This window comes from Gemmobacter sp. 24YEA27, assembly GCF_030052995.1.
Classification (GTDB): Bacteria; Pseudomonadota; Alphaproteobacteria; order Rhodobacterales; family Rhodobacteraceae; genus Pseudogemmobacter.
In genome coordinates this window covers 3357394-3370227 of record NZ_JASJPW010000001.1, presented here as the reverse complement: position 1 = coordinate 3370227, position 12834 = coordinate 3357394, and the positions used below count along the sequence as shown (strand labels likewise).

At 63.7% G+C, this 12834-nt stretch carries 10 protein-coding genes; 1 reads left to right on the top strand and 9 read right to left on the bottom strand.

What is annotated here, in order from left to right:
• Positions 1 to 103: 103 nt before the first annotated feature.
• From QNO18_RS16675 to QNO18_RS16665, 3 genes are read right to left on the bottom strand one after another with little or no spacing between them, the layout of a single operon-like run.
• On the bottom strand, positions 104 to 580 hold the full coding sequence (locus tag QNO18_RS16675; RefSeq protein WP_283178593.1) for a hypothetical protein: 477 nt from the start codon (positions 578 to 580) through the stop codon (positions 104 to 106).
• 17 nt (positions 581 to 597) lie between these two features.
• Positions 598 to 1470, bottom strand: a complete 873-nt coding sequence (locus QNO18_RS16670) for a glycosyltransferase N-terminal domain-containing protein (RefSeq protein ID WP_283178592.1) — start codon at positions 1468 to 1470, stop codon at positions 598 to 600.
• The gene (locus tag QNO18_RS16665) at positions 1467 to 2759 is read right to left on the bottom strand and encodes a glycosyltransferase N-terminal domain-containing protein (RefSeq protein WP_283178591.1); all 1293 of its coding nucleotides are present in this window, start codon (positions 2757 to 2759) and stop codon (positions 1467 to 1469) included. Before QNO18_RS16665 ends, QNO18_RS16670 begins: the two co-directional genes overlap by 4 nt.
• Positions 2760 to 3060: 301 nt before the next feature.
• On the opposite strand from QNO18_RS16665, the gene QNO18_RS16660 reads away from it, so the two are divergent.
• Complete coding sequence (locus QNO18_RS16660) at positions 3061 to 5850, top strand: bifunctional aconitate hydratase 2/2-methylisocitrate dehydratase (protein WP_283178590.1); 2790 nt, start codon at positions 3061 to 3063, stop codon at positions 5848 to 5850.
• A 231-nt stretch (positions 5851 to 6081) separates the two neighbouring features.
• On the opposite strand, the gene QNO18_RS16655 is transcribed toward QNO18_RS16660, so the two are convergent.
• The 6 genes from QNO18_RS16655 to QNO18_RS16630 form a co-directional block, all read right to left on the bottom strand.
• A complete protein-coding gene (locus QNO18_RS16655; RefSeq protein WP_283178589.1) occupies positions 6082 to 6837 on the bottom strand; it encodes an ABC transporter ATP-binding protein in 756 nt (251 codons plus the stop codon).
• A gap of 51 nt (positions 6838 to 6888) precedes the next feature.
• The gene (locus QNO18_RS16650; RefSeq protein ID WP_283178588.1) at positions 6889 to 8226 is read right to left on the bottom strand and encodes an ABC transporter substrate-binding protein; all 1338 of its coding nucleotides are present in this window, start codon (positions 8224 to 8226) and stop codon (positions 6889 to 6891) included.
• A 33-nt stretch (positions 8227 to 8259) separates the two neighbouring features.
• Positions 8260 to 9297, bottom strand: a complete 1038-nt coding sequence (locus QNO18_RS16645; protein WP_283178587.1) for a branched-chain amino acid ABC transporter permease — start codon at positions 9295 to 9297, stop codon at positions 8260 to 8262.
• Positions 9298 to 9300: 3 nt separating this feature from the next.
• On the bottom strand, positions 9301 to 10197 hold the full coding sequence (locus QNO18_RS16640) for a branched-chain amino acid ABC transporter permease (protein ID WP_283178586.1): 897 nt from the start codon (positions 10195 to 10197) through the stop codon (positions 9301 to 9303).
• A complete protein-coding gene (gene sfnG / locus QNO18_RS16635; RefSeq protein ID WP_283178585.1) occupies positions 10197 to 12191 on the bottom strand; it encodes a dimethylsulfone monooxygenase SfnG in 1995 nt (664 codons plus the stop codon). Before sfnG ends, QNO18_RS16640 begins: the two co-directional genes overlap by 1 nt.
• A 68-nt stretch (positions 12192 to 12259) precedes the next feature.
• On the bottom strand, positions 12260 to 12820 hold the full coding sequence (locus QNO18_RS16630; protein ID WP_283178584.1) for an NAD(P)H-dependent oxidoreductase: 561 nt from the start codon (positions 12818 to 12820) through the stop codon (positions 12260 to 12262).
• Between the last annotated feature and the right edge of the window lie 14 nt (positions 12821 to 12834).

The following is a 12834-nucleotide window of genomic DNA, read 5'->3' as shown; positions in this document are numbered from 1 at the left end:
CGCCATTCTTGCGGCCATGTCCCCGCCGCGCAAGAAAATATCCCAGGCGCTTCGCAGGGGGCAAACAGGTGAAATTTACCCCCGCAGCGGGCGAAAAGAGGATCTATCCGACCTGACGCGCTGTGCCGGCGGCAAGCACCCGGTCAATCGCCGCAAGCGTTCGCGCGCTGGCGCCCTGCTGCTGGTCGAGGAAGGCCCGGATCTGCGCCGGATCGGTCTGGTCGGGCTGCGACAGCGCGGCGGTCAGCCTGGCCGCGAGTGCGGGGGGCGCGTCGGTCTGGTTGCCGAGGCTGACCGCGACCCCGGCAAGGGCGGCCTCTTCGAACGGGAATTCGATGGTCCAGGTCCAGGGGCCGGTGACCACCGGCTTCATCAGCATCAGCGCCTCGGAAATATTATGTGCGCCGCGCGGGTTGAAGCCGCCGCCGACCACGACCCGGTCTGCCGGGGCGAGGCAGAAGAACATCTCGCCCAGACTGTCGCCAAGGAAGACATCCACCTCGCCCAGATCGTGACTGCCATTCGGGCGATGGGCAAATCCGGCGGCCCCGGGGGGCAGTGCGCTGCTGCGCCGCAGCACGTTCAGGCCCTGGGCGGTCAGGTCGTCATAAACCGCATCGAACCGTTCTGGCGCGCGGGGGACATAGAGAAACAGCGGGGGGGCAGACCCCGGGCCTGGGCCGCATCTCGCATCTCGCGGATCACGGTCGCATAGATCGGCTCTTCGACCTCGACGCCGCTGGCGATGGTGATGATCTGGCCCTCAGGCGCCAGCCAGTGGCGGATCGCGCTTGCCGCCTCGTCAAGGCCCGGCGGCAGCGGCTGATCGAACCGCAGCTCGCCGGTGACGGTGATAGTGTCCAGACCGATGCTTTCAAACCGCGCTTTTTGCAGCTCGGATTTCACGAAAGCCCCGGCAAATCCCCGGATCACCCTTTGCCTCAGCCTCAGCCCCTTGCTGTCACGCGCCAGCGAGGGCGAGGGATATTGCGCATTGCACATGAACAAAGGCACGCCCGCGCGCCGCGCTGCGAAGATCATCGCGGGCCAGATCTCGATCTCCAGCGTCAGCCCGATCCGGGGGCGGCAGGCCCGGAAGAACCGCCGCCAGCACCAGAACATATCCAGCGGCACCCAGACCGCCGCCAGCTGACCCGAGGCGATCTCGGACGCGAAAAGCCGGGCGGATTCGCGCCTTCCGGCAGGGGTGAAATGGGTAAGAACGACCTGGTCTCCGCGCGCAAGGCACAGGCGGATCAGCGCGGTGGCCGAGCGCGTCTCGCCAAGGCTGACAGCATGAAACCAGATCGCGCCCTGCGGCAGCGGGCGGGAATAGATGCCGAAGCGCTCGGCCAGGTGGCGGGTGTAATCGGGATCGCGGCGGCCGCGCCGCCAGAGATAGACCAGCAAAAGCGGCAAAAGCGGAATCCACAAAAGCCGCCAGAGGATCAGGAAGAGATGCAGGATCATGCGCGGTCTCCGATCAGCGCGACCAGATCGGCGGCGAGTGGTTGCAGCGCGGCGCGGGCCTCGCCGACAAGGGTTTCGGCCTTTGCGGTGGCGTCCGTCAGGGGCGCGGCAAGGGCGGCGCTCAGGGCAAGCGGATCAGGCGGCACTTCGGTGGCAAGGCCGGCGGCGTGAAGCCCGGCATAGTCATGGGCGAAATTCGCCACATTCGGCCCATGGATCACGGGCAGACCAAGGCAGACCGCCTCCCACGGATTATGACCGCCGGTCTCGCCCATCGCCCCGCCGATAAAGGCTTGGGTGGCGAGGCGGTACCAAAGCCCCAGCTCGCCGAATGTGTCGGCAAGCCAGACCCGGGTGGCAGGCGTGGGCGTCTCGCCCAGGCTGCGGCGCGCATGGCTGAGGCCTGCCGTGTCAAGTGCGGCCGCGATCTCGCCTGCGCGCGCGGGCAGGCGCGGGGCGAGGATCAGCAGCGCCGCAGGATCCTGCGCAGCGATGTCGCGGAAGGCAGGGATCAGCACCGCCTCATCGGCGGGATGGGTCGAGGCGGCGATGATGATGCGGCGCCCCGCCAGCGTGGCCTGCAGCGCGGTCAGCGCGCCGCTGTCGACGCTCAGCGGTTCGGCGGCGGGTTTCAGCGAATGGCCTTCGCGCACGAAAGCCGCGCCCAGCTTGCGCAGGTTCGCAGCGCTGCGGGCATCCTGTGCCTCGATCAGGGCGAAACGCGCCATGACATCGCGGTAGAGCCCGCGCAGGCGGCGGCGTTTTTTCAGGCTGCCGTCATTCATCCGCGCATTGACCCAGGCCAGCGGAATGCCACGCCGGGCGGTGTCGCAGATCAGGCCTGGCCAGAGATCCTGTTCCGACCACACCGACAGCGACGGCTGCCAGTGATCCAGAAACCGCGCGCCGAAATCCGGCCCATCCAGCGGCAGGAACTGATGCTCCGCGCCTTCGGGAAGGTTCTGCCCGATCACCCCCGCGGAAGACCGCGCGGTCGAGGTGATCAGAAACCGCAGATCCGGCGCGAGGTCCCGCATCTGCGCGATCAGCGGGCGCAGCGCCATCACCTCGCCAAGCCCGACCGCATGCAGCCACACGAGGCGGCCCGGCGGGCGGGGCAGGGTGGCTTCGCCCAGTTTCTCGCCCATTCGCTGCGGATCCTCGCGCCCCTGTGCGAGCCGCCTGCGCAGGATCCGGCGCATCAGCGGCTGCAAAAGCGGCCTGAGCCAGAGCCAGAGCCGGAGTTGCCAGCCGTCAGCCTTTGGGCTCTGGTCATTCGCGAAGGGCATCTTGCGGGGTCCGGGATCAGGTCGGGGGCGGGTGAGAGCCACGGCGTTGGCTCAGGTCTGGCCCATAGCTTTGGCACAACGCCACCGCCAGTGCCAGCAATCCGCAGCATCGGCCTCAAAGCCCCCATACTGCTCTTGCGGAAAGGTCTTTCGCACTGGCAGAATAACAGCGCTTGAAACCGGACCATGTTCGGCATACAATTGCATACAATGAGCTCGCCGCCGCCTGCCAGAGTTTCTGCGAGAACTTCTGAGAGACCGGTGTTCCAGCTTGTCGCACCATGGAATCGCAGGGATCGTCATGAGCTTGTACACAGACTACCTAACCGAGATCGAAACCCGTAAGACCCAGGGGCTGCACCCCAAGCCCATCGATGATGGCGCGCTGGTGGCCGAGCTGATCACCCAGATCGAAGTGCCGGGCAATCCGTATCGGGACGATTCCCTGAAATTTTTCATCTATAATACGCTTCCCGGCACCACGAGTGCGGCAGGCGTCAAGGCGGCTTTCCTGAAGAAGATCGTGACCGGTGCGACGGCCGTTCCCGAAATCACCCCTGATTTTGCACTGGAGCTGTTGTCGCATATGAAGGGCGGACCCTCGGTCGAGGTGCTGCTGGATGTGGCGCTTGGGACGGACGCCGCCATTGCCGCGAAAGCAGGCGAGGTGTTGAAGACCCAGGTCTTCCTTTATGACGCCGATATGTTCCGCCTGCGCGATGCCTATAAGGCGGGCAATCCGGTCGCGAAGTCGGTGCTGGAAAGCTATGCTCAGGCCGAATTCTTCACCAAACTGCCGCCGGTCGAAGATGAGATCAAGGTTGTCACCTTCATCGCCGCCGAAGGCGATATTTCGACTGACCTCTTGTCCCCCGGCAACCAGGCGCATTCGCGGTCTGACCGCGAATTGCATGGTCAGTGCATGATCGCGCCGGCCGCCCAGGCCGAGATCGTCGCGCTGCAAAAGGCGCATCCCGATGCCCGCGTGATGATGATCGCGGAAAAAGGCACCATGGGCGTGGGGTCTTCCCGGATGTCGGGCGTGAACAATGTGGCGCTCTGGACCGGCAAACAGTCGAGCCCCTATGTGCCCTTCGTCAATTTCGCGCCCGTGGTGGCCGGCACCAATGGCATCTCGCCGATTTTCGCGACCACAGTCGATGTGACCGGCGGCATCGGGATCAACCTCAAGAACTGGGTCAAAAAGACCGATGAGGATGGCAAGCCGATCCTGAACAATGACGGCAACCCGATCCTCGAACAGAAATATTCGGTCGAGACCGGCACGGTTCTGACCATCGATGTGAAGAACCGTAAACTGAAATCGGCTTCGGGCGATGAACTGGTCGATGTGGCAGGGTCTTTCACCCCGCAAAAGATGGAATTCATGAAGGCGGGGTCGTCCTACGCCATCGTCTTCGGCAAGAAACTGCAGACATTCGCCGCCCAGACCCTCGGCGTCGAGGCGGTGCCGGTCTTTGCTCCGAACAAAGAGATCACCGTTGAGGGCCAGGGCCTGACCGCGGTTGAAAAGATCTTCAATCGCAATGCGGTCGGCGTCAGCCCGGGCAAGATCCTGCATGCCGGGTCGGATGTGCGGGTGAAGGTGAATATCGTCGGCTCTCAGGACACGACCGGTCTCATGACCGCGCAGGAGCTGGAGGCGATGGCGGCGACCGTCATTTCGCCGCTGGTCGATGGCGCCTATCAGTCAGGCTGCCATACGGCATCGGTCTGGGATAAAAAGGCCCAGGAGAACATTCCGAAACTCATGAAATTCATGAACAATTTCGGGGTGATCACGGCGCGCGACCCGAAGGGCGTCTATCACGCGATGACGGACGTTATTCATAAGGTGCTGAACGACATCACCGTGGATGACTGGGCAATCATCATCGGCGGCGACAGCCATACCCGCATGTCGAAAGGCGTGGCCTTTGGCGCAGACAGCGGCACCGTGGCGCTGGCACTGGCGACCGGCGAGGCGACGATGCCGATCCCGCAATCGGTGAAAGTCACTTTCAGGGGCAAGATGAAGCCCTGGATGGATTTCCGCGATGTGGTTCATGCGACCCAGGCCCAGATGCTGAAACAGCATGGCGACAACGTCTTCCAGGGCCGCATCATCGAGGTTCATATCGGCACGCTGCTGGCGGACCAGGCCTTTACCTTCACCGACTGGACGGCCGAGATGAAGGCCAAGGCCTCGATCTGTATCTCGGAAGACGAGACCCTGATCGAAAGCCTGGAGATCGCGAAATCGCGCATCCAGATCATGATCGACAAAGGCATGGACAATGCGGCGCAGGTGCTGGCTGGTCTGATCGCCAGGGCCGATGCGCGGATCTTCGAGATCCGTTCGGGCGAGAAGCCCGCGCTGACGCCGGACGAAAACGCGAAATACTTCGCCGAAGTGCTGGTCGATCTCGACATCATCGACGAGCCGATGATCGCCGATCCCGATGTCAACAATGCCGATGTCTCGCGCCGCTATACCCATGACACCATCCGGCCCGTTTCTTACTATGGCGGCACGAAGAAGGTGGATCTGGGCTTTGTCGGCTCGTGCATGGTGCATAAGGGCGATATGAAGATCGTCGCCCAGATGCTGAAAAATGTCGAGAAAGCAAAGGGTAAGGTGGAGTTCAAAGCGCCTCTGGTCGTCGCGGCCCCCACCTATAACATCATCGACGAACTGAAGGCCGAGGGCGATTGGGAGATCCTCCAGCGCTATTCCGGTTTTGAATTCGACGATCTGTTGCCGAAGACGAAAAACCGCACCGAGTATGAGAATATCCTCTATCTCGAACGCCCGGGCTGCAACCTTTGCATGGGGAACCAGGAAAAGGCCGAGAAGGGCGATACTGTGCTGGCGACCTCGACCCGCCTCTTCCAGGGCCGTGTGGTCGAAGACAGCGCCGAGAAAAAGGGCGAGAGCCTGCTCGCCTCGACCCCGGTCGTGGTGCTTTCCGCGATCCTCGGGCGCACCCCTTCTGCCGAGGAATATAAGGAAGCGGTCGAAGGCATCGACCTGACCCGTTTCGCACCGCCGCTGGAAAAGCCGGGTCTGGCACGGTCGGTTCATTTCTGACCGGAAATCTGGTCAGCTGAGACAGGGAAGGGCAGTGCCGGTCGCCGGTGCTGCCCTTTTTCTTTGGCCTTGCTCTGGGGCAGGGCGTATCGGGATCCCGGCCTCTCATTTGCCCGATCTGGCGAGACGAGAGGCTAACTGGCCGCTGCGATCCGAAATTGTGCCGGGCCTGTGACCTGGAAATTTCCAGAGCCGCCTGTGGTGAGGCCGCAGCAGGATGCGCTGGGGTGGTCAGGAGGCGCGGGCCGCGCCGCCGAGATAGGCCTCGCGGATCTCATCGCGGCTGGCCAGATCGGCAGCAAGGCCGGAAAGGGTCGAACGCCCGTTCTCGATCACCACCGCATGCAGCGCGTGTTTCAATGCGACCGAGGAGTTTTGTTCCGCCACGAGGATCGTCAGCCCGGTCTCGCGATTCAGCCGCGCCAGCGTCGCGAAAATCTCGGCCACCACCAGCGGCGCAAGCCCCATCGAAGGCTCATCAAGCAGGAAAACCGTCGGGCGCGCCATCAGCCCGCGTCCGATGGCGGCCATCTGCTGCTCGCCGCCCGAGGTGAGGCCGGCGCGGGAAAGCCGGCGCTCTTTCAGGCGCGGGAAGAAGTCATAGACCTGATCAAGGCCCTGGCGGATCGCGGGCTGGCGCAGACCGGCGCCGATGCCACCGGTGATCAGGTTTTCCTCGATGGTCAGCGATTTGAAGAGCCGCCGCCCCTCCAGCACCGGAACGAGGCCCTTGCGGATATGGTCATCGGGGCTTTTGCGGGTCACATCCTCGCCCCGGAAGGTGATACGCCCGCCGGTGATGCGGCCGCGTTCGGCCGGCAAAAGGTTCGATGCCGCTTTCAGAAGCGTCGTCTTGCCCGCGCCATTCGCACCCAGGAGCGCCGCGATTTCACCTTGGCGGACTGTCAGGCTGACACCGCTGAGTGCAGTGATCGAACCGGAATAGCGCACCGACACATCGTCGAATTGCAGGATAACGTCAGGCATGGCGGCACCTTTCAGGAAAGGCGGCCCCGGCTATCCGGGGCCGCCATGGGGTCAGTTCGGGCCGATTACCGTGTCGACATCGGCCTCGGTGCGGATCGTCAGACCCTTCTCTTTGGCATAGGCTTCGGAAGATGCCTCGATGATCGGGCGCAGCAAGGCCCAGTCCGGCGCGATCCAGTCCGAGACCACGTTCCATTTCTTGCCATCCCATTGCTGGAAGGTGACGTAGCCTTCGCCCTCGTGATTGTCCCAGGTGACGTTGATCGAATGGAACAGCCCTTCGGCACCCAGTTCCTTCACCCGTTCCGGGGACAGCTGCAAATGTTCAAAGCCCCAGCGGACCTCGTCGCCGGTCAGGGTGCGGTTGCCGAATTTGGCCTGGGCGATGCGGATCGCCTCGACATTCAGGATGCCGTTGACGATGCCGAGATTGTGGTAGACCGAGCCGATCCGCGCCTTGTCTGACAGGTTGCCCTGGCCTTTGTCATAGACCCCGGCGATCACCTCTTTCAGCACCGGATAGTCCTGGCCCGAGGCCTGGGTGGTGATGGCGGTATAGCCAATCGCGGCCTCACCCGCCGGAAGCACGTCTTCCTCGGAATTCGACCAGACATTGCCGATAATCTTATCGGCGGGGAAGCCGTTCCGCTGCGCAGTGGTCAGCGCCACCGGGTTCATCACCCCCCAGCCGCGCAGCACGACGTAATCCGGGCGTTCACGGCGGATCTGCAGCCATTGCGCCTGTTGCTCGGATCCCGGATGCGGCACCTCGATCTGGATCAGCTGAAAGCCGTATTTCTCGGCCAGCAGCTCATAGATCGGGATGGTTTCCTTGCCATAGGGCGAGCCGTGATAAAGGACGACGATCTTCTTGCCCTTCAGTGCCTCTGCCCCGCCTTCCTTTGCGGCGATGTAATTGATGATCCCCGAGCTTTCCGAATAGGGGTTCAGCAAAAGCGGGAAGACGTAAGGAAAGACGCGGCCATCGGTGGTATCGGTGCGGCCATGGTTCACCGTCAGGAGCGGCACCTTGTCTTCGGTCACGCCGTCGATCATGGCGTAGGCGATGCCCACCGAAAGCGGGTTCCAGGCGGCTATGCCGGGGGTGGATTTCAGGCGCTGATAGACCTCGACACCCTTTTCGACCTCATATTCGGTCTCGCCCTCGGCCCAGGTCAGTTTCACACCATTCACGCCGCCGTCGCGGTCATTGATCAGGGTCAGATAGTCGATGAAGCCACCGAAAAACCCGGTGCCACCGGCGGCATAGGGGCCGACGCGGTAGGATTGCAGCGGGAAGAACTGTTCATCCGCATGGGCGGGGGCGATAGCGCCTGTCAGGATGGTTGCGGCCAGAAGGGCAGGCGCGAGGCGACGGAAAAAGGACATGTTTGCTCCGGTTTGAAAGGGGGGGCGCGCGGCTCATGTGCGGCCCAGCAGGGTTCTGACGCGGGCGGTGACCCGGTCGAGAATGGAGGAGAGCCCGTTCGGCTCGAGGATCAGGAAGGTGATGATCGTTGCACCAAGGACGATGCGCTGCGTCAGCTGGACCGAGCCGGCATCCAGCCCGCCGTCAAAGATCCAGGCCGAGCCGCGTGAGAGCAGCAGCGGAAAGACCACGATCAGCCCGGCGCCAAGGAAAGCGCCGCGAATGGTTGCCAGCCCGCCAATGATCGCGATGAACAGGATCTGGAAGGATCGGTCGAGGTTGAACCCTTCGGGTTCGATGGTCCTGAGATAGGTGAAGGACCACAAGACGCCCGCGACGCCGATGATCGCCGATGACAGCGCGAAGGCGGCGAGTTTGGTGCGCAGAACCGGGACGCCGATGACCTTCGCGGCGGTCTCATTGTCGCGCACAGCGATCAGGTTGATGCGGGCCGGGCCGGTCACCAGGCGATGGACGAAGATGGTGATGAGGGTGACAGTGCTCAGCGCCAGCAGGTAGCGGCTTTCGCGGCTGTCAAATGTGATGCCGGCAAAGCCCAGAACCGGGGCCGAGATCACGCCGGAGGCGCTGTAATTCGAGAACCAGCCGAATTTGTTCAGGAGCCACTGGATGAAGAACTGTGCCGCCAGGGTCGAGACCGCGAGGTAAAAGCCCTTAAGCCTCAGGGATGGCAGGCCAAAGATCACCCCCACCGCCGCCGCAGTGGTCGCGGCAAAGAGGAAGGTCAGCGGCAAAGGCAGGCCAAGCCGCAGCTGGATGTTGAACGCGGCATAGGCACCGACCGCCATGAATGCAGCCGAGCCCAGCGAGACCTGACCCGCATAGCCCGTAAGCAGATTAAGCCCCAGCCCCGCCAGCGAGAGCGCCAGGAACGGCAGCAGGATCGCCTCAATCGTCCAGGGCGAGGCGAAGGCCGGCACGCCAAGGAATGCCAGGGCCAAAAGGGCCAGGATCGATAATCTCTGGCCGGTGAGAAGCGGGCGCGCGGGCGCCGTAACCGCGAGGGACATGGGTCAGAACCTCTCGGTGATCTTGCGGCCAAACAGGCCCTGCGGCCGGATCAGCAGCACCGCAAGTGCCACGACATAGGCGAACCAGCCCTCGATGCCGCCGCCGACATAGGGGCCGAGATAGACTTCGGCGAGTTTCTCGGAAGCGCCGATGATCAGCCCGGCGACAATCGCGCCGGGGACCGAGTCGAACCCGCCCAGCACCAGCACCGGCAGCGCTTTCAGCACGACGAGAGACAGCGAGAACTGCACCCCGAGCCGCGCGCCCCAGAGAAGGCCCGCGACCAGTGCGACCACGCCGGCTGCGGTCCAGACCGCCGCCTGGATACGGTTCAGTTTCAGCCCGATGGCGATGGCGGCGAAAGTGTCATCGGCCACGGCGCGGAAAGACAGCCCGGTGCGGGTGAAGCGGAAAAAGCTCGTCAGCACCACGACCAGCGCCAGCGCAATAGCCGCCGCCACCAGGTCGAAATTCGAGATGAAGATGCCGCCGATCTCGAAGGGCGCGTTCGAGATGCCAAGATCCAGCGCATGGACCTGGGTGCCCCAGATCAGCTGTGCGCCGCCTTCGATCACCCAGGCCAGGCCCAGTGTCGCCATGAAGAGCGTCATCGGCGAGCGATTGGCCAGCGGGCGCAGCACCGTGCGTTCAATCGCCAGCCCCAGCAGCCCCATGATCAAAAGCGTGATCACGAGGGCAAGGGCAAAGGGCACCCCACGCTCCACCAGGCTCACGAATGTCAGCGCCGCGAACAGCACCATCGCCCCTTGCGCAAAATTCAGCACGCCCGAGGTTTTGTAGATCAGCACGAAACCGATGGCGACAAGGCTGTACATCACCCCCGACAACAGCCCGCCCACCGCAACCTCGATCACGAAGAGAAATTCATACCAGTCCATCACGCGGCCCCCGCCAGTGGTGCGGCATCGCTGCCGAGATAGGCCCGGATCACCTCGGGGTCGCGGCGCACCTCATCGGGGCGGCCATCTGCGATCACCTCGCCATGGTCGAGCACGACGATACGGTCGGAAAGCCCCATCACGACACCGATGTCATGCTCGATCAGGATCACCGACAGGCCAAGCCGGTCGCGGATGGCGCGGATATGGGCCGCCATCGCGCCTTTCTCGGTGCCGGTCAGCCCGGCCATCGGCTCGTCCAGCAGCAAAAGCTGCGGATTTGCGATCATGGCGCGGGCCAGTTCGACCTGTTTTTGCAACCCGAAGGGCAGGGTTGAAACCAGGCGCGGCAGATGTGCCTCAAGCCCCAGGAAGGCCGCGATCTCGCGCACCCGGATCGCAGTCTCCCGCCCCTCGCGCCGTGAGGCCGGAATAAAGGGCAGCCAGGCAAAGGCGGGCCTGCGGAACACAAGGCCGGAGGCGATGTTTTCGGCCACGCTCAGCCCCGGAAACAGCGCAATATTCTGGAAGGTCCGCGCCACCCCTAGGCCCGGGAGGCGCCCGGGCGGCACATGGGCAAAGCTTTCGCCGCCAAGCGCGATCCGGCCACTGTCGGCGCGGTAGAGCCCGCTGATCACATTGACCAGCGAGGATTTTCCCGCCCCATTCGGCCCGATCACCGCCCGGATCTCGCCGGGGTGAACATCAAAGGACACGTCTTTCAGCGCACGGATGCCACCAAAAGCCAGCGAGATGCCGCTGAGCTGCAAGGCAGGCGCGGCGCTGGCCGTGACCGGCGTCACGGGGGCGATCCGGGACGCAAAGCTGCGCCGCTCCGGCTGCAAAGCCGGCTCGCTCAGGGCAAGGCCTGTCATTTCTGTCTCCGGAGGGAAGGGCGCCGCGTTACTCGGCGGCGAGGGTTTGTTTTTTGCGGGCTTCGATGGCGCGGACGCGGGGAGGACGTGTTTTCCGAAATACTCAACCTCTTCCTGGAAATGCAGGAAGCCGAGAAGGATGAGGTCGGCGCCGGCCTCTTTCAGGCCGATTATGCGTTCGGCGACCTGGTCGGGCGTGCCGATCAGGTTCGAGCGGAAGCCGTCATTATATTGCACGAGGTCCTCGAAGGAGGATTTCGCCCAGTTGCCCTCGCCCTCGGGGCTGGCGCGACCGGCATTGACCACCTGTCCGGCAAAGCCCTGGACGGCTTCGGGATTGGCCTTCGCGATGATCTCGCGCAGCACCGCCTGCGCCTCGGCTTCGGTCTCGCGCACGATGGCGAAGGCGTTGATGCCGACCTTGACCTTATGCCCGTTCGCTGCCGCTTTGGTGCGGATATCCCCGACCTGGGCGCCGAGCCCTTCCGGCGTATTGCCATTGGTGAAATACCAGTCCGAGACCCGTGCCGCCATATCCCGCGCCGCGCGCGACGAGCCGCCCTGGAAGATTTCCGGTTGCGGATCAAGGGGTTTGGGCTTCAGGCTATAGTCGTTGAAGCGGTAGAAATCGCCCCGGAAGGTAAAGCTTTCCTCAGACCAGATGCCGCGCAGCGCCCGGATGAATTCCTCGGACCGGCGGTAGCGCTCGTCATGATCCAGCCAATGCTCGCCTATCGCCGCGAATTCGCCCCGGAACCAGCCCGAGACCACATTGACCGCGATCCGCCCGCCCGAGAGATGGCTGATCGTGGCGATTTGTTTCGCCGCCAGCGCCGGGTTCCAGGGGCCGGGCAAAAGCGCCGCGATCACCTTCAGCCGTTCGGTATGGGCCAGCAGATCCTGGCTGAACGAGACGGATTCATGTTGGTTTTCAGCGCCGTAGCCCGCGGTAAAGCGGATCTGGCTCAGCGCATAGTCAAAGCCCGCGTCCTCGGCGATCTGCGCCAGTTTGCGGTTATAGTCCGGCGTCCAGCTGGTGCGCTGTTCGATATCCGAGATCACGAGGCCGCCCGAGACATTGGGCACCCAATAGGTGAATTTGACGGGATCGGAGGTCATGTGCAGCCCCTGTGCAACGGGTTATCCGGCGAGACGGGTCATTCGGCGGCGGCTTATTGGGCGGCGGCTTATTCTGCCGCGGCACGGATCCGCGCGGCGCCGGGGAAAATCGTGGTGAATTCGTCAATGGCCCGGGCGAGCCGGTTCAGCGCCGGGTCCGATACCAGCCGCCCCTCGCTGAAATCGCGGTCCGAGACATGCACGGCGGTCGAGAGCACGCGGGCCTCGAAAAAGGCGAACAGCGGCCTCAGCTGATGTTCCACCGCCAGCGCATGTTTCTCGCCCCCGCCGGTCGCGGCGATCAGCACCGGCTTGCGCAGCAGCGCAGAAGGGTCGATCAGGTCGATCAGGTGTTTGAAAAGACCGGGATAAGAGCCCTTATAGATCGGCGTCGCGACGATCAGCGCATCGGCATTCAAAAGCGTATCGAGGTTCTGCCGCGCCTTGGGGCTGAGGTCATCGGCGCGCCGCGCCCGGCCCAGATCCTCGCCGAAATCGGCGATGTCAAACAGGGTTGTGCGCGAATGCAGCCCGGCCCCGGCCAGATCCAGCGCCTGCCCGACCAGCGCACGCGTTTTCGACGGCGCGGTGATATTCCCCGCAAGACCCACGATATGAAGTTCGGACATACGGCTTTCCTCAA

Coding starts and splice junctions, on each gene's coding strand:
- QNO18_RS16670 (WP_283178592.1), bottom strand. CDS start 1,470: ATGATCCTGCATCTCTTCCTGATCCTCTGGCGGCTTTTGTGGATTCCG.
- QNO18_RS16665 (WP_283178591.1), bottom strand. CDS start 2,759: ATGCCCTTCGCGAATGACCAGAGCCCAAAGGCTGACGGCTGGCAACTC.
- QNO18_RS16660 (WP_283178590.1), top strand. CDS start 3,061: ATGAGCTTGTACACAGACTACCTAACCGAGATCGAAACCCGTAAGACC.
- QNO18_RS16655 (WP_283178589.1), bottom strand. CDS start 6,837: ATGCCTGACGTTATCCTGCAATTCGACGATGTGTCGGTGCGCTATTCC.
- QNO18_RS16650 (WP_283178588.1), bottom strand. CDS start 8,226: ATGTCCTTTTTCCGTCGCCTCGCGCCTGCCCTTCTGGCCGCAACCATC.
- QNO18_RS16645 (WP_283178587.1), bottom strand. CDS start 9,297: ATGTCCCTCGCGGTTACGGCGCCCGCGCGCCCGCTTCTCACCGGCCAG.
- QNO18_RS16640 (WP_283178586.1), bottom strand. CDS start 10,197: ATGGACTGGTATGAATTTCTCTTCGTGATCGAGGTTGCGGTGGGCGGG.
- sfnG (WP_283178585.1), bottom strand. CDS start 12,191: ATGACCTCCGATCCCGTCAAATTCACCTATTGGGTGCCCAATGTCTCG.
- QNO18_RS16630 (WP_283178584.1), bottom strand. CDS start 12,820: ATGTCCGAACTTCATATCGTGGGTCTTGCGGGGAATATCACCGCGCCG.